The following is a 20,878-nucleotide window of genomic DNA, read 5'->3' on the forward strand; positions in this document are numbered from 1 at the left end:
GACGCAGGCGAACTAGCCGGGCGGCGCCGTGCTGCCGCGCACCTCGAGGGTGGGCGTGGCGAGTTCGACCTCGCGCGGCCGGTCCGGGGTCTCGATCCGGTCCAGGAGCCGCTGGGCCGCCCGTCGGCCCACGTCACGGCTGGCGTTGTCCACGGTGGTCAGCCACAGGTGGCGCAGCCGCGACAGGTAGGTGTTGTCGTAGCCGACGAGCGACAGGTCCCGGGGTACCCGCAGCCCGCTCTCCTCGGCCGCGGACAGCGCGCCGACGCAGGTCATGTCGTTGGCGGCGAAGATCGCGGTGGGCCGCCGCGGGCGGCTGAGCAGGCGTACGGCGGCCCGGTAGCCGCCCTCCTCGGTCAGGTCACCCTGTTCCGTGACCGCCGTCCCGGCCAGCCCGTGCTCCCGCATCACCGCCTCGAAGCTGCGCCGGCGCAGCTCCCCCACGGCCCCCTGGGCGGCGATGTGCGCGATGTGCCGGTGGCCGAGCCCGATGAGGTGCTCGGTGGCCAGACGGGCGCCCTGTTCGTCGTCGTTGGCGACGACGTCCACGCCCGGCAGCTCCGGTTCCCGGGCGCCCGCGACGACGGTCGGAACCTGTCCGGCGGCGGCGCGCAGGGCCTCGGGGTCCTGGAGGGTGCCGACGGCGATCAGGCCGTCGACGCGCAGTTCGGTGAAGGTGCGGGTGAGGTCCTCGCCGAGCCGGCGGTTGAGGTGCCCGTCGGCGAGCAGCATGTGCAGGCCGCTGTCGTAGAGCCGGGAGTTGAGCCCGTCGAGGAGTTCCACGAACCAGGGGTTGCGCAGGTCGTTCAGGAGCACGCCGACCGTGCGGGTGCGGCGCTCGCTGAGGCTGCGGGCGGCGGCGTTGGGCCGGTAGCCGAGTTCCTCGACGGCGGCGAGGACGGCGGCGCGCTTCTCGGGCCGTACGCCCTCCGAGCCCCGCAGCACCAGCGACACCAGCGACTTGGACACACCGGCGCGCTCGGCGACGTCACGGATGGTCGGGGTCCTCATCCCATGGACCGTTCCATACATGTTCCTCGCCCTGCAAGACCTTGACACCTGCTGTTGTCCGTCTCATCGTAGGCCAGCAAGGCTTTGGAACGGTCCAAAAGCAGGTTCCGACGAAGGGCGGTCATCGTGGACAGGCTCGGCATCGCCGTGGTGGGTTTCGGCTGGATGGGGCGGGTGCACACCCAGGCGTACGCCCGGCTGCCGCACCACTTCCCGCAGTTGCCGCTGCGGCCGGAACTGGTGACGGTCGCCGACGAGGTGCCCGGCCGGGCCGAGCAGGCGGCGGACCAGTACGGCTTCGCGTCCGCGACCCGCGACTGGCGCGAGGTGGCCGCCGATCCGCGCGTGCGGGCCGTGAGCATCACCGCCCCGAACTTCCTGCACCGCGAGATCGGCGTCGCGATGGCCGAGGCGGGCAAGCACATCTGGATCGAGAAGCCGGTCGGGCTGACCGCCCAGGACGCGGGCGCGGTCGCCGACGCGGTCGCCCAGGCAGGTGTCCAGGCCACGGTCGGCTTCAACTACCGCAACGCCCCCGCCGTGCAGGCCGCCCGGGAACTGATCGCCGCCGGTGAGATCGGCACCGTCACGCACGTCCGCATCCGCCTCTTCAGCGACTACGCCGCCCATCCCGAGGGCGCCCTGACCTGGCGGTACGAGCTTCAGCGCGGCGGCAGCGGCGTCCTGGGCGACCTCGCCTCGCACGGCGTCGACCTCGCCCGCCACCTCCTCGGCGACATCGAGTCGCTGACCGCCGACACCGCGATCTTCGTCCCCGAGCGGGCCCGTCCCACCGGAGCCACCGCGGGCCACACCCGCGCGACGGGTGGTGAGCTGGGCCCGGTCGAGAACGACGACTACGTCAGCTGTCTCCTCCGCTTCTCCTCCGGCGCCCGGGGCGTCCTGGAGGCCTGCCGGGTCTCGGTCGGCGAGCAGAACAACTACGGCTTCGAGATCCACGGCACGACCGGCGCGGTCTTCTGGGACTATCGGCGCATGGGCGAGCTGGGCGTCAGCCGCGGCACGGCCTACCAGGACCAGCCCGTCAGCACGGTGTACGTCGGCCCGGGCGCCGGCGAGTTCGGCGCGTTCCAGCCGGGCTCGGCCAACACCATGGGCTACGACGACCTGAAGGTCATCGAGGCGTACGGGTTCCTGCGGTCGGTGGCCGAGGGGACGCCGTACGGCGCGACGCTCGACGACGCCGTGGCGAGCGCGGCGGCGCTGGACGCGATGAGCCGTTCCGCTGAGCGGCGGACGTGGGTGGATCTCGTCACCGATCCGGGCACGCGCTGACGGCACAGGAAAAGGCCCTCACAGGTTGTCGCCTGTGAAGGCCTCTCCACACCGTCGGGACGACAGGATTTGAACCTGCGACCCCTTGACCCCCAGTCAAGTGCGCTACCAAGCTGCGCCACGTCCCGGTGTCCGTCTGACCTGGGCTTTCCCCCGGCCGAACGTGCAGGGAAACAATACCGCACTCGGGTCAGTGGTCGCGCACCCGTTTATCGACGGCCCCGGCGTCGTCGGCCCGCACCAGGTTCCGTATCGGCGCCGTCGCGAGCAGGGCGCCGCAGACGACCAGGCTCATCACCCCGGCGACGAGCAGGACGTGGTCGGCGCCGAGGGCGGCGGCGGACGGGCCCGCGAGTGCCTGGCCGACCGGCATCAGCGCGAGGGAGCCCGCGACGTCGTAGGCGTGGATGCGGTTGAGGGCGTCGGGCGGGACCTGGGTCTGGATGCTGGTCGCCCACATCACGCTCCAGAAGGCCATGCCGGTCCCGGCGACGGCGGCCCCGGCCATCATGGCGGGCACGCCGAGGCCCGCGCCGACGGCCGCGGGGAAGGCCCCGAAGCCGACCAGGGCGATCGAACCTGCGCGCAGCATCCGACGGGGGCGCAGCCGCAGGGCGAGGAGGCCGCCGACGACGGTTCCGGCGCCGAGGGCGGAGTTCACCAGGCCGTAGGCGCGCGGTCCGTGGTCCTGGACGACCTCGGTGGCGACCAGCGGGACGGTCGGGCCCGAGACGGCGATCATGTAGAGGCCCCAGATGGCGATCACGCCCCACAGCCAGCTGCGCGCTCTGAACTCCCGCCAGCCGGTGACGAGATCGGCCCAGAAGGTGCTCGTCCGGTGCGGTGTCGGCCCGTCGTCCGGCGCGCGCGGCGGCAGCCGGAGGAGTATCAGACACAGGGCGCTGACCGCGTACATGGCGGCGTCCACGGCGAAGACGCCGCCCGCCGAGGCGAAGCCGACGAGCAACCCGGCGCACACGGGCCCGGCGAGCTGCGCGCCCGCCTCGGCGATGCGTATCGCCCCGTTGGCACCCTGGACGTCGGTGGCGAGCCGGGGGACGGTACTGGCGACGCCGGGCTGGAACAGGGCGCCCGCCAGGCCGTTGACGAAGCCGATGACGCAGATCTGCCAGAGCACCACGTGCCCGGAGAAGAAGAGCGCGGCGGCGAGCGTCTGGGTGGCGAGGCGCACCAGGTCCGCGCCGATCATCACCTTGCGGGTGTCGAAGCGGTCGGCGACGACACCGCCGAAGACCACGAACCCGGCGAAGGAGGCGGCGGAGGCGGCCATCGCGAGGCCGACCGCGGCCGCCCCGTATCCGTGCTGGAGCAGGCCGGTGGCGAGGGCGACGGGGAGGATGGTGTGGCCGAGGGCGGCGACGGCGCGGGCGACGAAGAACAGGGCGAAGTCGCGGGACCAGACGGCGGGCTCGGGCGCCTTGTTCGCCGGACGCTCGGCGACGTCGTCGGCGGGTGCGCGATGCGCGTCCCTCCGCCCCTTCGACGACACCTCGGTCATCCCTCACCCCGTCTCCCGAGCACCACCCCCGCCGGCAGCCACCTCCGCCACGCCTTCGGATCATGCCACGCGGCACTGACAGCGCCCGGGGAATTTCACTCGCCGACCGGACGCCCCAACTCCGGATAGTTGTCGAGGAGTCGGGGCGGGGCCGCCTGGCGCCAGGAGTCGGCCAGGATGTCCCGCAGTTCGTCCTCGTCCTCCAGGGCGGCGAGGCGGGCCCGCACCCAGGCGAACTGTGCCTCGTGGTCGGCGATCCAGAACTTCTCCGGCTCGGCGAGGACCAGTTCGTCCCGCTCCTCCTTGGGGCAGCGCACCGCGAGGGAGGTCTCCTCCTCCGGCAGGGTGGCGAACATCTTCCCCGCGACCCGGAACGTGGGCATGCTCCAGGCGATCTTCTCCGTGGTGTCCGGCAGGGACAGGGCGATACGGCGTACGTCTTCGGCATCCGGCATGGGACGCACCGTAGCGGCTGCCACTGACAATCACCTGGTGGGAGCGGTTGTCCCCGGGCGCTTGCCCTGACCGGCGGCTCCCAGGTGCTTGTAGTAGAGGGTTGTTCCCCTGAGCACCCCGCCCGGATCCGCCGCGTAGTCGGGGATCACGCCGGCCCTGGTCCAGCCCGCCGAGGCGTAGAGGCGCTCGGCCGGGCTGTCGGTCTCGGTGTCGAGGTGGAGCAGGGTGATACCGGCGTCGGCGGCGGCCTGTTCGGCGGTGGCCAGGAGGCCGCGTCCCAGACCTCGCCCGCGTGCGTCCCGGTGCACCATGAGCTTGACCAGTTCGGCGCGGTGGCGGCTGTTGGGCTTGTCGGGGAAGACGAGACTGACGGTGCCGAGCGTCCGGTCGTCGCCGCGGGCGATCCAGAGGGCGAGGTGTCCCGCCGCCACGCCGGCCGCCCGTTCCTTCCACCAGGCGAGGGCCGCCGCGCGGTCGAGGGGGGCGAGGAAGCCGATCGAGGCGCCGCCGTCGACGGTGTCGACCATCAGGTCGGCCAACTCCTCGACGTACAGCGGAACTTGGCCCGCATCCAGTCGGATGAACGTCACGGCAGCACCACCGCCAGCACATACCGCACCGGCTCGTCCCCCACGCACCGGAACCGGGTCGCCCCCCGCACCCGCAGCCGCAGACAGTCGCCGGCGGCGAGGTGGTGCTCCACGTCCTGGGCGGTCATGGCGAGGGCGCCTTCCAGCACCCAGATGTGCTGTTCGAGGCCGGGCACGGGCGGCCTGTCGTAGGCGATGTCGGCGCCCGGGGCGAGCCGCCCCTCGACGAGTTCGCCGCGCAGCCCGGTGTGCGGCGGTGACACGGAGCGGCGCAGGAAACCGGAGGCGCGGTCCTCCCACACGGGCTGCTCGGCGGCCCGGACCAGGAGCGGGGGCTCCGTCTCGACCTCACTCAGGAGCTGGGACATGGTCCGGCCATAGACCGCGCACAGACGGTTCAGCAGCGCGGCGGTGGGGCTGGTCTCCGCGCGCTCGGCCCGGGACAGGGTCGACTTGCTCACTCCGGTGCGGGCCGCCAACTCGCCCAGGGACCAGCCTCGTTCGGCCCGCAGTTCGGTCAGCCGGGTGCCCAGGCGGGCGTCGACGGGGTCCGGGCCGGCTTCTGCGGCCTCAGTGTGTTTCATATTCGGGACGGTATCCCAGATATGAGACGGTCAGGTTACGTCCCGCTCTCAGCCGCCTGAGCCAGCGCCTCCACCACCGGACGGATCAGCGGATGCCCCTCCGCTCCCCGGCGCACCGCCGCGAACACCCGGCGGGTGGGCGCGACGCCGTCGACCGGCCGGACGACCACGCCCGCGTGGTCCATGCCGATCAGCGCCGAGCGCGGGACGAGGGCCACTCCCGCCCCCGCCGAGGCCAGGGCCACGACCGCGCGGAAGTCGTCCGAGGAGTGTTCGAGGCTGGGCTGGAAACCGGCGTTCTCGCAGGCCAGGACCACGACCTCATGACAGGGGTTGCCCGGGTAGGGGCCGATCCAGGGGTCCTTGGCCAGCTCCGCCAGGGGCACCTCGCCGGCCTCGGCCAGCCGGTGGCTCACCGGGACGACCGCGTCGAAGGGCTCGGCGTACAGGGAGACGTGCGTGAGGCGGGGGTCGTCGGCCGGGGGCGCCCCGCGGTACTCGACGGCGACCGCGACATCGACCTGCCGGTCCAGGACCATCGGCAGACTGGCGTCGCCCTCGGCGTCCTGGACGCGGATCCGGATGCCGGGGGCGGTCACGGCGAGCCGCGCCACCGCGGGCGCCACGACCAGGGCGATGCCGGTGGCGAAGGAGGCGACGGTGACCGTGCCGGCCTCCCCCGAGCCGTACGCGGCCAGCTCGGCCTCCGCGCGCTCCAGCTGGGCGAGGACGGCGTTGGTGTGGCTCAGCAGGATCTCGCCGGCCGCGGTCAGCCGTACGCCCTTCGCACCGCGCTCGACCAGGCGGTGCCCGGTCTCCTGCTCCAGGGCCGTGAGCTGCTGGGACACCGCCGAGGGGGTGAGATACAGCGCGGCGGCAGCCGCCGTCACCGTACGGTGGTCGGCCACCGCCCGGAGGATGTGCAGCCGCCGCGCTTCGATCATGGGATCGATTGTCTCAAATGCCCCCGTGTGCTCCGGCTCAGCCCGCCGACTCCGGGGAGGCCGCCGCCTCCAGCTCGGCCCGGGCCGCGACGAAGGCGTCGACCGCGCGGTTCACATCCTCCGTGGAGTGCGCCGCCGACAGCTGGACGCGGATACGGGCGGCGCCCTGCGGCACCACCGGGTAGGAGAAGCCGATCACGTACACCCCGCGCTCCAGGAGCAGCTCCGCGAGGCGGCCCGCCTTCGCCGCATCGCCGATCATCACCGGGGCGATGGCGTGGTCGCCGGGGAGGATCTCGAAGCCCTCCTCGGTCATCCGGCGGCGGAACAGGGCCGTGTTCTCGTTCAGCCGGACCCGCAGGTCGTCCGCCGACTCCAGCAGGTCGAGGACCTTGAGGGAGGCCGCGGCGATCACCGGGGCGAGCGTGTTGGAGAACAGGTACGGGCGCGACCGCTGGCGCAGCAGGGCGACGATCTCCGCGCGGGCGGCCACATAACCGCCGGACGCGCCGCCGAGCGCCTTGCCGAGGGTGCCGGTGATGATGTCGACGCGGTCCATCACGCCGTGCAGTTCGGGGGTGCCGCGACCGCCGGGCCCGACGAAGCCGACGGCGTGTGAGTCGTCGACCATGACCATCGCGTCGTACCGGTCCGCGAGGTCGCAGATCTCGCGGAGCGGGGCCACGTAACCGTCCATCGAGAACACGCCGTCGGTGACGATCAGGCGGCGGCGCGCGTCGGACGCGTCCTTCAACTGCCGTTCCAGGTCGGCCATGTCGCGGTTGGCGTAGCGGAAGCGGCGGGCCTTGGACAGGCGGATGCCGTCGATGATGGACGCGTGGTTGAGGGCGTCGGAGATGACCGCGTCCTCGGCGCCGAGGAGGGTCTCGAAGACACCGCCGTTGGCGTCGAAGCAGGAGGAGTAGAGGATCGTGTCCTCCTGGCCGAGGAACGCCGAGAGGCGCGCCTCCAGCTCCTTGTGGACCTCCTGCGTACCGCAGATGAAGCGCACGGACGCCATGCCGTAGCCCCAGCGGTCGAGCGCCTCGTGGGCGGCGGCGACGACCTCGGGGTGGTCGGCGAGACCGAGGTAGTTGTTGGCGCAGAAGTTGAGGACCTCACCCGGACGGCCGCCCGCGGTGACGGCGACGGTCGCGGACTGCGGGGTGCCGATGACGCGCTCGGGCTTGTGCAGACCGGCGGCGCGGATCTCGTCGAGGGTGGCGCGCAGGTCGCTACGGACGGTGTCGAACATCTGGGGCTCCAATAGGGACGTGAGGGCGAGTGAGCCGAAGGGGCGCGCCGGAGGCGAACCGAGCCAAAAATTCAAACAGTCCAGTCGAGGATGACCTTGCCGCCGCGGCCACTCGCGGCGTCCGCGAACGCCGCCTCGTAGTCGCGGTAGCCGTAGCGGCCGGTGATCACGGGGGCGAGGTCGAGGCCGCCCTCCAGGAGGACCGACATCGCGTACCAGGTCTCGAACATCTCACGGCCGTAGATGCCCTTGATCGTGATCATCGAGGTGACGATCCGGGCCCAGTCGACCGGGAACTCCTGGGCCGGGAGGCCGAGCATGGCGATCCGGCCACCGTGGGTCATGTTGGCGATCATGTCGCGCATCGCGGTCGGGTTGCCGGACATCTCCAGGCCGATGTCGAAGCCCTCGCGCAGCCCGAGGGAGCGCTGTCCGTCGGCGATGGAGGACTCGGCGACGTTCAGGGCGAGGCTGACACCGATCTTGCGGGCGAGGTCGAGGCGCTCCTCGCTGACGTCGGTGATCACGACATTGCGCGCGCCCGCGTGCTTGGCGACGGCGGCGGCCATCAGACCGATCGGACCGGCGCCGGTGATCAGCACGTCCTCGCCGACCAGCGGGAACGACAGGGCCGTGTGCACGGCGTTGCCGAACGGGTCGAAGATCGCGGCCACGTCGAGGTCCACGGGCACGCGGTGCACCCACACGTTGGCGGCGGGCAGGGCGACGTACTCCGCGAAGGCACCGTCCCGTCCGACGCCGAGGCCGACCGTGGCCCGGCACAGATGGCGGCGGCCGGCGAGACAGTTGCGGCACTTGCCGCAGACGAGGTGCCCCTCGCCGCTGACCCGGTCGCCGACGGCGATGTCCGCCACGTCACGGCCGGTCTCCACGACCTCGCCGACGAACTCGTGGCCGAGCACCAGCGGCGTGCGGATCGACTGCTGCGCCCAGCCGTCCCAGGACCGGATGTGCAGATCGGTGCCGCAGATGCCGGTGCGCAGCACCTTGATCAGTACGTCGCCGGGTCCCACGGCGGGCTCGGGCACGTCCGCGAGCCACAGCCCGGGCTCCGCCTTCTCCTTGACCAGTGCCTTCACCGCTACGGCTCCTGTGGGTGCGTTCCCGTACGCGAGCACGCCGAAGAGGCCCGCAGCCGGGAAGAGGGAGGGAATCGCGTAGCAATCTGCCGTACGACGCCCCCTCAGGTCCATCGAGGTTTTCTTAAACGCCGCCGCAGATCTTCTTCACGCCGCCCCTCGGTGGGGAACACCCTCGCCCACCTGCCCGTTGGGATGGGCGAGGACGCCCGCGACCGATCTGGAGCCGCCGATGAACACCGCACGTGATCTCGCGATCGTCGCCCTGGAGGCGAGCCCGGACAGACCCGTGGAACAGGGCGAGCTGTCGCTGGCGCTCGCCGCGTCCGAGCTGCTCGACCTCTTGGCGGCGGGCACTCTCGGGGTGGACGGCGACCGGGTCGTGCCCGGTGAGCAGTCGGCGCCGGTCGACCGCCTGCTCACGGAGGCCGCCGCCACCGCCGTACGACAGGAGCCGTACGAGTCGGTGGAGGACTGGCTGTGGCGCCGGGGCCGCGGGCTGTCCTCGGCGTACGACTCCGCGCTGGAGCAGGAGGGGCTGACGAGCCGCCCGCGGGGGCTGCGGGCGGCGCGGCGGTCCGGACACGCCGAGCTGGTCGAGTCGCCGGAGCGGCGGCGCGCGGAGGAGCGCCGGGACTCGGGCGAGCCGGTGTTCGCCGCCCTGGCCGCCGCGGCCGGCATCCAGGACGAACCGGACGGAGACGCGGCGGACCTCACCGACGACACGATCACGACGGTGCTGGCGGCCGTCGGGGACGCGGTGATGGAGCTGGAGGCGGTCAGACAGCGGCGGGCGATCGAGAACGCGGCGTTCGACAACATCTGGCGGGGCGGGGTGTGAGGCGAGGCGTTGCGGGCGACGCGAAGTCGGCGTCGCCGCACGCGAGTTCCGTCACCGCACGCACGCATGGTTCATAGGAGCACACAAGTTCACAGAGGCAGGCCGTCCGCCTCCATCTGCTCCACGCGCGCGACCAGTTCCGCCGCCGCGGACTTGATGGTCTCCAGACCGGTCCGCCCCCAGGGCCGCGGCGCCACATCGACGACACACACCGTCCCGAGGACCATGCCGCCCCGGTCGACGAGCGGTGCGCCCAGATAGGAGCGGATGCCGAACTCGTCGACGACGGGATTGCCGGCGAACCTCGGATAGTCGCTCACGTCCTCCAGGACCAGCGCCTTGCGCCGGACCACCACGTGCGGGCAGAAGCCGTGGTCGCGCGCCAGCTGGCGGCCGAGCTGCGGCTTGGCCTCGTCCGCGTCGCTGAGCACCGGGCGGACGTCGGGGAGGTGCAGTCCGGCGAAGAACTGCCGGTTCTCGTCGATGAAGTTGACCATGGCGTACGGCGCCCCGGTCACCTCGGCGAGCCGGTCCGCGAACGCGTCGAGCGCGGGCTCCGGGCGTTCCCCCAACCCCAGCCCGTGCAGTCGGCGGGCCCGCGCGGGTGCCTCCTTGTCCTCGGGGGTGAGCAGCAGACGACCGGCGGGACGCACCGGGTCGTAGCTCATGGGCGGGTTCCGTCGCGGTGGGCGAAGGTCATATGCGGCTCCAGGGCTGGTCGGCACGGTGGACGGGGGTCACATGTGGGCGCCGTGGCTCGGCGCGGGCGCCGGGGCGTGGGCGATGAGGTGGCGGACGAGGGTCAGCAGGGTCTGCACGCCGGAGCTGGAGATCCGGGCGTCGCAGCGGACGACGGGGATCTCCGGAGCGAGGTCGATGGCGGCGCGGACCTCCTCGGGGTCGTAGCGGTAGGAGCCGTCGAACTCGTTGATCGCGACGATGAAGCCGAGGCCGCGCTGTTCGAAGAAGTCGACGGCGGCGAAGCAGTCCTCCAGTCTGCGGGTGTCGGCGAGGATGACCGCGCCGAGCGCACCCTCGGAGAGCTCGTCCCACATGAACCAGAACCGCTCCTGGCCGGGCGTGCCGAACAGGTACAGCACATGCTGCGGATCGAGGGTGATGCGGCCGAAGTCCATGGCGACGGTCGTCTCGACCTTGTTCTCGATGCCGTCGAGGTTGTCGGTCGCGGCGCTGACCGTGGTGAGCAGTTCCTCCGTACTGAGCGGGGCGATCTCGCTGACCGCGCCCACGAAGGTCGTCTTGCCTACTCCGAAGCCTCCCGCCACCAGGATCTTGAGTGCGGTGGGGAAGGGGTCAGAGCTGTCGTCGTAGTCCATCGAGCACTGCCTCCAGAAGAGCCCGGTCAGTCGGGTTGTGGTGGAACTCGGGGGGCTTGGTGGTGAGCGCCCCGCAGTCGACGAGGTCCGACAGCAGCACCTTGGTGACGGCGGCCGGCAGCTTCAGATGCGCGGCGGCCTCGGCGACCGAGACAGGCGCGCGGCACAGATCGAGTGCCTGCGTGTGCTCGGGGCCGAGGTAGCCGAGGGGGGTGGCTCCGGTGGCCATCACCTGCGACAGCAGGTCGAGCGCGACGGTGGGCCGGGTACGGCCGTTGCTGACCGTGAAGGGCCGCACCAGGCGTCCGGCCGCGTCGTCGAGCCAGGGCCCGTCGCCGGCCGCCGCCACGCTCAAGGCCTCATCACCGGGGACGCCGCGGAATCGACGGCGTGCTGCCGGGGTGCGGTCACCAGATAGGGGCGGACGCTCTTGACCAGCATCGCCATCTCGTAGCCGAGGACGGCCGCGTCGGCCTCGCGGCCGGCGAGCACGGCGAGACAGGTGCCCGAGCCTGCGGTGGTCACGAACAGCAGCGTCGCGTCGAGTTCGACGACCACCTGACGGACGTCCCCGCCGTCGCCGAAGCGGACGCCGGCGCTGCGGCCGAGCGAGTACAGGCCGGAGGCCAGGGCGGCCATGTGGTCGGCACTGTCGGTGTCGAGGCCGTGGACCGACTTCACGAGCCCGTCGCACGACAGGAGGACCGCGCTGGTGGTGTGCGGCACGCGCTGCACGAGGCCGCTCATCAGCCAGTCGAGATCGGATACATGGCCGGTCGGCGCTTCGCTCGCCATGGTGGATCGACTCCTTGAGGTACGAAGGTCTGCGGGAGCGCTGGGGGTGAGAGTGAGGGTGGGGGTGGGGGTGGTGGCAGGGGTGGTCATCCGGCTGATGCGCTCCCGTCGTGCCGGGTGGGGGTGTGATCGGGTCGGGCCGGGGACAGGCGGTCGTGGGACACGGGGGCGGGGTGTGCCTCGGCGGTCCGGGCCTCGTCCAGGGGGCCGAGGGGTTCCAGGGGGTCCAGGGGGTAAGTCGGGCTTGAGTGGCCGGAGTTCAGGTGACTCAGGTCCGTGTAGGTCTGGTCGGTGGCCCTGGCGGGGTCCGCGTGCAGGTGCGGCGTGTCCGTGACCGGCGCGGCCCTGTGGGCCGTGTCCATGTGGGCCGTGTCCATGTGTGAGGACCCCATGTGTGAGGCCCCCATGGCATAAGCGCCGAAGTCCCCGTCCCTGGTGGTCTCCGCCTCCATGTGCTGCTGTGCCTCGGCGAGGCCGATGCCGCGTTGGAAGGCGGCCATCAGTCCCGGGTCGTGCCCGGCGGGGTACTCGGCGTCCGGCCGCGGTGCCGCCGGGCCGTCGCGGAGTTGGGGTGCGATGTGCTCCTGGGCGCGACGCCGGGGCAGTTGGGGCTTGCCCATGGTGCCGCGGACCGTGCCGGTGCGCGGGGTGGGCGGCGCCGCGGCGCTCTCCTCGACGAGCCGCCGGTCGTCCGGCCGGATGCCCGGGACGGCCTCCGCCGGATTGGGCCGCTCCTGCTGACTGCCGCGCACGGGCAGCGGTACGGCGGGGGGTCCGGCGGGCAGCGGTACGGCGGGGGGCCCGGCTGGCATGACCCGCTGCGGCCCGGTGTCACCCAGGCCACCCGGTCCCCCGGCCCCCGGCGTGCCGGGTGCCGGTGCGGACGGCCGCGCCTGTGACGCCGTACCGCCGCCGACCGGCCGGGACGTCCCGACGTGCCCGGCACCACCACCCGGACCCGTGTTCGCGCCGACCGAACCGCCACCCGCTCCCCCGCCACCACCGGGCCCGGTGATTCCCATGCTGTCGGAGGTCCCGGGTACGACACTCCCGGGCGCACCCGGCTCCGCGCCCAACAGGCCTTGCGGTACGACGAGTACGGCCTGGACCCCGCCGTAGATGTTGGTCTGCAACCGTACGTTGATGCCGTGCCGTCGGGCGAGCTGTGAGACCACGAACAGCCCGATACGACCGTCCGCCAGCAGGCTCCCCACATTGACCTGGTCGGGGTCGGTGAGCAGGGCGTTCATCTTGTTCTGCTCGGCGACGGGCATACCGAGGCCGCGGTCCTCGACCTCGACGGCGAGCCCCGAGGTGACGAGGTTGGCGCGCAGCAGCACCTGGGTGTGCGGGGCGGAGAACACCGTGGCGTTCTCGACGAGTTCGGCGAGCAGATGGATGACGTCGGCGACGGCGTGCCCGCGCAGGGTGCCGTCGATGGGCGGGACGAGTTTGACGCGGGAGTACTGCTCGACCTCGGCGATGGCCGAGCGGAGCACCTCGGTCATGGGGACGGGGTGGCTCCACTGCCGACGTGAGACGGCGCCGCCGAGCACGGCGAGGTTCTCGGCGTGACGCCGGATGCGGGTGGCGAGGTGGTCGACGTGGAAGAGGCCCTTGAGGAGGTCGGGGTCCTCGATCTCGTTCTCCAGCTCGTCGAGGATGGAGATCTCCCGGTGCACCAGCGACTGCAACCGCCGGGCGAGATTGAGGAAGACCTCCAGCTTCTGCTCGCTGCCCGCCTGGCTGGAGAGTTGGGCGGCCTGGACCACGGCGGTGACGGCACCGTCGTGGGCGCGGGTGAGGTCGGCGGCGAGCAGCTCGAAATCGTCGGCGCCGTCAGGGGGTCCGTCGGGCGGGGTGCGCCGGGGAGGCCCGTCACCACGCCGCAACGCCTCGACGAGGGCCCGCAGTTCAACCTCACCCCGTGCGCTGCTGCGGCGCAGGGCACCGATGCGGTCGCTCACCGACCTGGCGGCGCGGTCGGCGGCGACGGCGGCGATGAGGATGCCGGCGAGGGCCACCGAGACCGCGCCCGCGAGGACGCCCCAGAGGGTGAGGCCGGGCCGGGCGCCGGTGGAGCGGACGGTGAAGAGGACGGCCGCCGAGGCGGCGAGGGCGACCGCGACGGGCGGCAGCACGGCGAGTCGCAGCAGCTGGGGCCGTATGTGGGTCTCGGGCAACGCGGCCACGGGCCGGGCGGCCGGCCTGCCGTGCCGGCCGCCGCCTTCACGGCGGTCCGCATGAGCTGCCGGTGCGCGGAGCTGAGACATCGGTGTCCTCGTACTGGTCCGGGTACTGGCCCGTCGGGCCTGGTCGCCGGGCGGACCGACCTGCCCACGGCCGGGCGGGCTCGACTGCCCGGCGCGATGCGGGCTCGACTGCCCACGGCCGGGCTGACTCGGCTGTGCGGGGCTGGGCTGCCGGCCGTCTCCGCCGGTGCCGGCCTGGCTCGACTGCCCACGGCCGGGCGGGCTGCCTCGGCCGGGGCCGACACGACTTCCTTGGCCGGGGCCGGCTGGGCTTACTGGGCCGGGGCCGACTGGGCTCCCTTGGCCACCGCCGGCCTGGCTCCCGGGCCCACGGCCGGGCTCCCAGCGCCCACCGCGCGCTCCCGCCGATTCCCGGGTGCGCTCGCCACGGTCGGCACGTACTCCCACGCGGTCGTCGGTCACCGGCTTCCCCCGTCTCCCGGTCGCGGTCGAGCTGGGGGGATCCCCATCGCGTCGACTCCCTCCTCCGGTCTGGTCCTCACGACACGGTGTCGGTCGAGAGCGCCGGGAATTCGGCCCTGCGTCGCCCGACGGACACTCACAGTAGTCGGCAACGCATCATGTGCGGTGGGCAGTTGACAAACTCGTACGGAGAGCGTCCCGCTCTGGTATGAGGCTTCGTACGACAGCCCGATAAGCCCGCAGGGTGTGTGCTCAATTCCCATTCAGATTCGATCGATGCTGCTCAGAGTCGATCCCAAGCCGGGTGTCCGAGTAGTCGCCCAGACCCGTCGAGCCGACGCGCGACCGCCGCCGCAGTGCCCGCGAACAACGCCCACACCCCCTCCTGCGCACGCCGGAATCACCCACAAGGCCTTTACTCTCCGTGACATTCAGAATCCGCATGAAATCTCTGCTCATGGATGTGCGCGGCGGGATTGCGGACGTCCGCTCCACCGCGCGACCGCGCCGGTACAGAATGTCGATCGAAGTCGCCCCGCCCAGACCCTTGTTGACCGGACACCGGAGGAGACGTGCTCCACTACGAGAAGGAGTTCGACCCAGCCGTCGGCGCTCGCGCCTCGGCGCAACACCGCACATCCGGTTACGCGGCGGACGATGAGGTGTACGTCTTCGACGACGAACGCCTGGTGCTGGCCGTCAATGTGGCGCTCAAGACCGGACGGCCCCTGCTGCTCTTCGGGCCGCCCGGCTCGGGGAAGTCGTCGCTGGCGCCGAACGTGGCGCGCGAACTGGGCTGGAACTACTACGCGCATGTCGTCACTGCGCGCACCGAGCCCGAAGACCTCCTGTGGCGGTTCGACGCGATGAAGCGCCTCAACGACGCTCAGGCGAAAGCACTGGGTGCGATGGAGATCTACTATCCCAAAGGGCCTCTGTGGCGGGCCTTCGAGGAGGGTTCGACCGGGCGCCGGTGCGTGGTACTCATCGACGAGATCGACAAAGCCGACCCAGACCTGCCCAACAGCCTTCTTGGGCCCCTCGGATCACTTTCCTTCCCCCTTCCGTGGGACGACAGTAGCCAGGTCTCCGTCACTGAGGAACACGCTCCCCTCATCGTCATCACCACCAATGACGAGAGAGAGCTGCCTCGGCCGTTCCTGCGCCGCTGCATCGTCATCGAGCTGAACCCGCCTAGCCGAGGGCACCTTCTACAGGTGGCGGAACAGCACCTGGGACAGCACTACGACGAGGAGCGCGCCGGACGCATCGCGGACCTCCTCCTGGAGATCCGCGGTTCGCGGGCTGACGACCCGGCGGGTCCGAGCACCGCGGAATACCTGGACGCACTCAAGGCCAGTCAGCAGCTGGGAGTTTCACCGGGTACGCGCGAGTGGAGCGTCCTGGAGGCAGTCACGCTGCTGAAGCGGCGCGACGGCGCGGGACGGGCCGTATGAGCGCACGCGGCAGTCTCTTTCTCGGAGATCTCGTGAAGGCGGTCTCCTTGTTACGCCCCCAGGACCCGGACACGGCCCTGGCCATGGCGCGGCTCCTTTGGCTCGGGCCCGGCGGTCCGGAGTCGCCCGCACCCACGCCTCGCAACGCCGACCCGACTCCCGTTCCCGACCGGGCGCCGACCCGGCCGACGGACGACGAACCGGTCCCCGCCGGCCCTTCCGCCATGCCCGACCGAAGGGGCGTCGACGCAAAAGATCTCCTGTCGACCAGTCCTGTCCCCCAGGCGCAGACCTCACTCTCCCGGACCGACGAACAACAGCCCCTGGCAACGAAGTTGACCGAGCGTCCTGTCGCCTTCTCCCTGACCCTCACCCGGCCTCCCTCGCCGGAGGCACCACCGGAGGACACCGGGGGTTCGCACGCTGATGCCGACGAACTGCCCGACCAGCCGGTCGAGTCGACACCGACCGACCCGCCGTGGACTCCCGAGTGGGCGCGCGGGGTCATGGTCGCCGCGGTGTCCGCACCCGTGGCGAGCCGACGCATCGATCAGCGGGCACTGCTCAGGAAGGCGTCCCGGCAACAGGTGCTACGCAGCGTGCCGTGGCAGCACCGCCCCAGCACCCGGCGCGGTGTCCAGTTCCTGCTCGATCACAGCCCCGGTATGGCCCCGTTCCAGTACGACCGACGGTGGCTGCACGGCCTGATGACCAGCGTCGCCGGCCGGGACCGCGCGGAGGTATTGCGTTTCACCGGCTCACCGCGGCGCGGGGTCGTGCACGCCGACTCCGTGGTGCGAGAGCCGTACCGAGCACCCGCCCCGGGCACCCCGGTGGTCCTCGTGTCCGACCTCGGCAAGCTCCGGCCGCCTCTCACGGGTGAGCGGACGGCACGGCTCCACGAGTGGCTGGACTTCATCGACCAGGTGCTGCGCTGCGGTTGCCCGGCGGTCTGCCTCACCCCTTATCCGCCGACGGCCTATCCGGCCGCGGTGCGCGACCGGATCGCCCTCATCCCGTTCGACCGGCGGATCTCACTCCGGTATGCCCGGGAGGCGACACGGAGGGTGCACCAGATGCTGGAGGAGCGAACGTGACGTCGGCCGCCCGGACCGTCGATGACCTCGCGCGGATCCGGCCCGAACTGGTCGCACTGGCTCGGTGCGTCTCGCTGACGATCAGCGTGGATCACGGCTTTCTGCGCCGGGCCCGGCTGCGCTTTCTGCCCCGGACGACGGCAGGGCTGGAAGCCGAGCTGTGGTTCTCCGCGCTGGTGGAAGCAGCCGACACCCGGTCCCTGCTGTTGCGTCCCGAGGTGGCGGAGCACCTCCGCACCGACCTCGCCCGTACCGCACCCGCACTGCTCCGGGACGTACGGGACTTCACCGCCGCCGAGCACGCGCGCGCCCCACTCGTCGTACGACTGTACGAAGAACTCCTCTGGTCCGGGTTGCACCCGGCCGACCACGCTGATCCGGAGGTGGCCCGCCACGCGGAGCGCGTTCTGCGCACCGTGTCGGGACACGACACGAGCGAAGACGTGGCCGACGACACGGGGCGTTGGGCGCTGCACTACGCCCACCGGCTGCCGAGGCATCTCTTCGACCGCGACGACGTCTGGCGGATCCGGGTCGCCTCATGCGAGCGGCTGGGACTGGATCCGCCCCCGGATTCGGCCGGCCTACGGGCGCAGCTGACGGCTCAGGCCCGGGGCAGTGTCCAACGCCCCATGGTCGTGGGTGTGGCGGCGCGGTCGGACGGCATCGTCCTGAGCCGTCCGCCTGCGGACGACGCACGGACGGTGCTGGCCCAGGGCACCCGTCACCGGGTCCGTATCGACGCGCTGAGTCCGTTGTCCCACGCGCCGGACCCGGTCAGGCTCGAACTCCTGGACGGCCAGAGCGTGCAGCTGTCTTTCACCGTGGTGCAGCGGCTGGGTCCGGAGGGCAACGTACGCATGACCCTCAGCCATCCGGGGGTGGCGTTGGACGTGGCGGTCTGCGACTTCACCGGGACGAGCACCGAGGCGGCGCACTGCGCGCTCTTGTTCGGCGACGGGACCATCGTCCTGCACGGCGGTGACGGCCGTGAGACGGGGCGCCTGTCGGTGGGCGCCGCAGGTGGGCTGGCCCTGTCCCCGGACGGGAGCGTGGTGTCGTACGTACGGGATGGAATCCGCCATCATCTGCCGCTGCGCTCCGATGGGGCGCCCTGGACGGATGTACCCGGACCGGAGCCGGACAGGACCGTGTTCCGGGTCGTGACCGACCACACGCTGGAGGTGCGGGCGACGAGCGACGGCCAGATCACGGCCACGACGTGGAACGACTCCAGGGAGACCTCTTCTTGGCGCCCGGGCCGGGCTCCCTGGCGGGTGAAGGCACTCGCCGTGACGCCCCCGGGTGCGGACCATCCGAGAGTCGCTGTGGTGGGAAGCGACACGACGCTCATCGAGTTCCCCCTTCGGGGAAGCCCGGGACCACCACCGGACTGGCGGCGCGACACGCTGCTCCGCTTCTGCGCCGATCGTGTGTTCGCCACCGCCGACGGGGGCTGGGTGGTCTCCGGGCGGGGCGGTCCGGTGGAGCTGAGCACCGAGGACGGGCGGGCCTACCGGGTTCTGCCGGACCTCGAACCGGCCGCCGAGGCACCCGACCTTCCAGCCTGGAGCCGCGGCTGTGTCCTGGTCGAGACGGATCCCCTCCTGGAGACACCGGCGAGCCTTCCGGACGTGGTGTGCCTGGCGGTCACGCTTCCGGAGGGATCGGACGGGCCCGCTCTCCGGATGTTCGCGGAACACCCGCGCGGAGTACGACTGATCGTGGGCGTGGATGTGTCCGGACCGGCAGAGCAGGTCCTCGACACCGTGGTCCGGTTGTTGGACCACGGTGTCGACGGCCTGCGGCTCCACGGTGCGGACGACGCCGACGCGACGCTGCTGGCGGACATCCGTCACCTCGTCGACGGATACGACGAGCGTCTGCTCTTGTGCGCCTCCGATCCACCGGGCCCGCGTCGCGAAGCCTTTCACGTCGTACCCGCGTCGGCCCTGGTCTCGGCGCTGGGCTTCGCCGTCCGCAGCCGGTCACTGCCCGCGGGCGTCTTCGAGGCGGCCCTGGACCAGCTCAGGAGCCAGATCGGCACCACCTTCGGCGGGCGGCCCAGGCCGTACGAGCGGGAACTCGGGCTGCCGCCCGCACTGTCCCCCGACGCACAGCTCCTGGCCGCCGCCATCGTCCTGTCGCTGCCGGGCTGCCCGGTTCTGCCTGCCGTCCCGCTGCTGACCAGCGCCCGTGGAGCTGCCCTGCACCGCCTGCTGACACTGCGCGACCATCATCTCGCCCTGTCCCGGGGCGACTGTGAGGTTCTCGACGTCGGCACTCCCCACGTCCTCGCTGTGGCCCGGCGTTACGGCGACGACGAGGTGCTGTGTCTGGTGAACGTCGCGGAGATGACACCGAAGACCGCCGTACTGCCCCCCGGCCTCCTCGGTGGCACGGTCGCCCTTCAGGACCCCGTCGACGGTTCCGTCGTCGCCGTGCCCGAACGGACCTCCCTGTCCCTGCATCTGGCCGTGAGATCCGTCCGGTGGTTGCGGATGCTTCCCCGATGAGAACGACCGCGCTCGCCCTCCAGGAGTCCGTCCATGGCACGCCCGAGAATCTTCGTCAGCCACAGTTCCGGTGCAGACCGATGCGCTTCGCTCGGCTGCGCGTGCGTCGCCCATCGTGAGGCCGTCGTCGCGCTGCTGAGCGATCTCGGCTGCGATCCCGTCGTCGACCAGGACGTCCTGCGGGTCAGCGACGAGTGGCACCGCAAGCTCACACGGGAGCTGTGGCGCTGCCAGGGCACCGTACTGCTGCTCTCCCCGCATGCGTTCGACTCCGAGTACGTGATGCACGAAGCGGCTCTCTCCGTGCTCCTCAGGGAGGCGACGGGGGAGAAGTTCCTGGTCCTGCCAGTACTGCTGCCGGGCGCGGGCCGGGGCGACCTGGTCGGCAGCAGGTTGGCGCAGCTGGAGCTCGAACGCCTGGACATGGCCGTATGGGCGTCGGAAGCCGGCCCCACGGAGGTGGCGGACCGGCTGCAGCTGCTTGTGGAGCAGTACGGGTCCCTGCCTCATCCCGAGATCACGGAGTACCTCGCGAGCCGCATCAAGGACGTCGCGGGCTGGAAGTTGTCGCAGATCGCCGAATTGCTGGGCGTGGCCGGTATTGCCTACGCGTCCGACCACATCAACTACGTGGTGTCCGCTGGGCTGTTGAGCGAGCGTCCGGTGGCGGAGTTCGCGGCGCCCTGCGCAATGCGCAAGGCGCTGCGCGAGCTGCTGCCCCAGCTGCCGAACCGGGAGCATCGTCAGGACGTCATCGACGTGGTGGTGCCGTTCGCCCGGGTGCCCGGGGCGGCAGCGGTGGAGTTGCACGAGCTGTGCGACACCGGCCCGGAGGACCGGGTCGCGGTGCTTACTGCGCTCGAAACCCGGACCGCCGAACTGTACGTGCGGCGGGCCAGCGAATCCCCCGACCCCTGGCAGATGCACACGCCCGTGCCGCGGCCGGGCATGGACTTCGTCGAGAGCGTGATCACCGGCATCCGCGAGTTTCTCGTCGAGCGGTTCATCGTCTTCGACGCCCTCGACGAGGACGAGGTGCGCCGCGCGCTGGCCAGGGAAGAGGAGGAGTCCGGGCCCGTGACGATCGTTCTCGGCGTACGGCCGGACGCCGAGCTGGTACGTCGACTGCTCGCGGCATTTCCGAGGCTCCTCTTCTTGTTCGCGCACGCGGACGCGGACGTCGATGACGGCGGGAGCCCGTCCCAGCACCGGTATCTCACCTCTCTGACGCCTGGTCAGGAACGCGACATGCTGAGCGCCTACCAGGGGCTGCGCCGCCAGTTCAGCCCGTAGCAGCGGCCTCGACCCGCGCCTGCACCTGCACCCCGGGCAGGTGACGTCGCAGCTCCTGGAGGTCCTCATCGCGCTCGGAGAGGGCCTCTCCCAGAGTCAGCCGCCGCAACCG

General features: G+C 71.7%; 19 protein-coding genes and 1 tRNA gene. 6 read left to right on the forward strand and 14 right to left on the reverse strand.

Annotated elements, in window-relative coordinates:
* Positions 1–12 precede the first annotated feature (12 nt).
* A complete protein-coding gene (locus OG885_RS06765) occupies positions 13–1,011 on the reverse strand; it encodes a LacI family DNA-binding transcriptional regulator (RefSeq protein WP_405727556.1) in 999 nt (332 codons plus the stop codon).
* 123 nt (positions 1,012–1,134) lie between these two features.
* Here OG885_RS06765 and OG885_RS06770 point away from each other — a divergent pair, with 123 nt between their 5' ends.
* Positions 1,135–2,307 carry a Gfo/Idh/MocA family protein gene (locus OG885_RS06770; protein WP_405742613.1) on the forward strand — a complete coding sequence of 391 codons (1,173 nt, stop codon included), beginning with the start codon at positions 1,135–1,137 and terminating at the stop codon, positions 2,305–2,307.
* Between the two features lie 54 nt (positions 2,308–2,361).
* On the opposite strand, the gene OG885_RS06775 is transcribed toward OG885_RS06770, so the two are convergent.
* From OG885_RS06775 to tdh, 8 genes are all read right to left on the reverse strand, one after another.
* Positions 2,362–2,435: transfer RNA gene (locus OG885_RS06775), tRNA-Pro, on the reverse strand.
* Between the two features lie 62 nt (positions 2,436–2,497).
* Positions 2,498–3,826, reverse strand: a complete 1,329-nt coding sequence (locus OG885_RS06780; protein ID WP_405727559.1) for an MFS transporter — start codon at positions 3,824–3,826, stop codon at positions 2,498–2,500.
* A 95-nt stretch (positions 3,827–3,921) separates the two neighbouring features.
* Positions 3,922–4,281 carry an MmcQ/YjbR family DNA-binding protein gene (locus tag OG885_RS06785; RefSeq protein ID WP_405727562.1) on the reverse strand — a complete coding sequence of 120 codons (360 nt, stop codon included), beginning with the start codon at positions 4,279–4,281 and terminating at the stop codon, positions 3,922–3,924.
* 30 nt (positions 4,282–4,311) lie between these two features.
* Positions 4,312–4,872 carry a GNAT family N-acetyltransferase gene (locus OG885_RS06790; protein WP_405727565.1) on the reverse strand — a complete coding sequence of 187 codons (561 nt, stop codon included), beginning with the start codon at positions 4,870–4,872 and terminating at the stop codon, positions 4,312–4,314.
* Positions 4,869–5,456 carry a helix-turn-helix domain-containing protein gene (locus OG885_RS06795; protein WP_405727568.1) on the reverse strand — a complete coding sequence of 196 codons (588 nt, stop codon included), beginning with the start codon at positions 5,454–5,456 and terminating at the stop codon, positions 4,869–4,871. The genes OG885_RS06790 and OG885_RS06795 overlap by 4 nt, the downstream gene beginning before the upstream one ends.
* Positions 5,457–5,491: 35 nt before the next feature.
* A complete protein-coding gene (locus tag OG885_RS06800) occupies positions 5,492–6,400 on the reverse strand; it encodes a LysR family transcriptional regulator (RefSeq protein ID WP_405727571.1) in 909 nt (302 codons plus the stop codon).
* 37 nt (positions 6,401–6,437) lie between these two features.
* Entirely contained in the window at positions 6,438–7,655 is a 1,218-nt protein-coding gene (locus OG885_RS06805) for a glycine C-acetyltransferase (protein ID WP_405727574.1), read from the reverse strand.
* A gap of 71 nt (positions 7,656–7,726) precedes the next feature.
* Positions 7,727–8,755: an L-threonine 3-dehydrogenase gene (gene tdh, locus OG885_RS06810; protein ID WP_405727577.1), complete on the reverse strand. Its 1,029-nt coding sequence runs from the start codon at positions 8,753–8,755 to the stop codon at positions 7,727–7,729.
* A gap of 232 nt (positions 8,756–8,987) precedes the next feature.
* On the opposite strand from tdh, the gene OG885_RS06815 reads away from it, so the two are divergent.
* Positions 8,988–9,596, forward strand: a complete 609-nt coding sequence (locus OG885_RS06815; protein WP_405727580.1) for a GPP34 family phosphoprotein — start codon at positions 8,988–8,990, stop codon at positions 9,594–9,596.
* Between the two features lie 89 nt (positions 9,597–9,685).
* On the opposite strand, the gene OG885_RS06820 is transcribed toward OG885_RS06815, so the two are convergent.
* From OG885_RS06820 to OG885_RS06840, 5 genes are all read right to left on the reverse strand, one after another.
* Positions 9,686–10,264, reverse strand: a complete 579-nt coding sequence (locus OG885_RS06820) for a GAF domain-containing protein (protein WP_405727583.1) — start codon at positions 10,262–10,264, stop codon at positions 9,686–9,688.
* Between the two features lie 69 nt (positions 10,265–10,333).
* Positions 10,334–10,933 (reverse strand): GTP-binding protein, encoded by a 600-nt coding sequence (locus OG885_RS06825; RefSeq protein ID WP_399953943.1) that lies wholly within the window; start codon positions 10,931–10,933, stop codon positions 10,334–10,336.
* Positions 10,911–11,282 (reverse strand): DUF742 domain-containing protein, encoded by a 372-nt coding sequence (locus OG885_RS06830; protein ID WP_329332456.1) that lies wholly within the window; start codon positions 11,280–11,282, stop codon positions 10,911–10,913. Before OG885_RS06830 ends, OG885_RS06825 begins: the two co-directional genes overlap by 23 nt.
* 2 nt (positions 11,283–11,284) lie before the next feature.
* Positions 11,285–11,728 (reverse strand): roadblock/LC7 domain-containing protein, encoded by a 444-nt coding sequence (locus OG885_RS06835; protein ID WP_405727587.1) that lies wholly within the window; start codon positions 11,726–11,728, stop codon positions 11,285–11,287.
* 86 nt (positions 11,729–11,814) lie between these two features.
* Positions 11,815–14,001 carry an ATP-binding protein gene (locus tag OG885_RS06840; RefSeq protein ID WP_405727590.1) on the reverse strand — a complete coding sequence of 729 codons (2,187 nt, stop codon included), beginning with the start codon at positions 13,999–14,001 and terminating at the stop codon, positions 11,815–11,817.
* A 974-nt stretch (positions 14,002–14,975) separates the two neighbouring features.
* Between OG885_RS06840 and OG885_RS06845 the strand changes: the two genes are divergently transcribed.
* The 4 genes from OG885_RS06845 (at position 14,976) to OG885_RS06860 (ending at position 20,766) form a co-directional block, all read left to right on the forward strand.
* Entirely contained in the window at positions 14,976–15,860 is an 885-nt protein-coding gene (locus OG885_RS06845; RefSeq protein ID WP_405727593.1) for an AAA family ATPase, read from the forward strand.
* Positions 15,861–16,195: 335 nt separating this feature from the next.
* Positions 16,196–16,957 (forward strand): hypothetical protein, encoded by a 762-nt coding sequence (locus OG885_RS06850; protein WP_405727597.1) that lies wholly within the window; start codon positions 16,196–16,198, stop codon positions 16,955–16,957.
* On the forward strand, positions 16,954–19,473 hold the full coding sequence (locus OG885_RS06855; RefSeq protein ID WP_405727600.1) for a hypothetical protein: 2,520 nt from the start codon (positions 16,954–16,956) through the stop codon (positions 19,471–19,473). The genes OG885_RS06850 and OG885_RS06855 overlap by 4 nt, the downstream gene beginning before the upstream one ends.
* 33 nt (positions 19,474–19,506) lie before the next feature.
* A complete protein-coding gene (locus tag OG885_RS06860; protein WP_405727603.1) occupies positions 19,507–20,766 on the forward strand; it encodes a toll/interleukin-1 receptor domain-containing protein in 1,260 nt (419 codons plus the stop codon).
* Positions 20,767–20,878 lie beyond the last annotated feature (112 nt).

Source organism: Streptomyces sp. NBC_00028, from assembly GCF_045041065.1.
Taxonomy (GTDB): Bacteria; Actinomycetota; Actinomycetes; order Streptomycetales; family Streptomycetaceae; genus Streptomyces.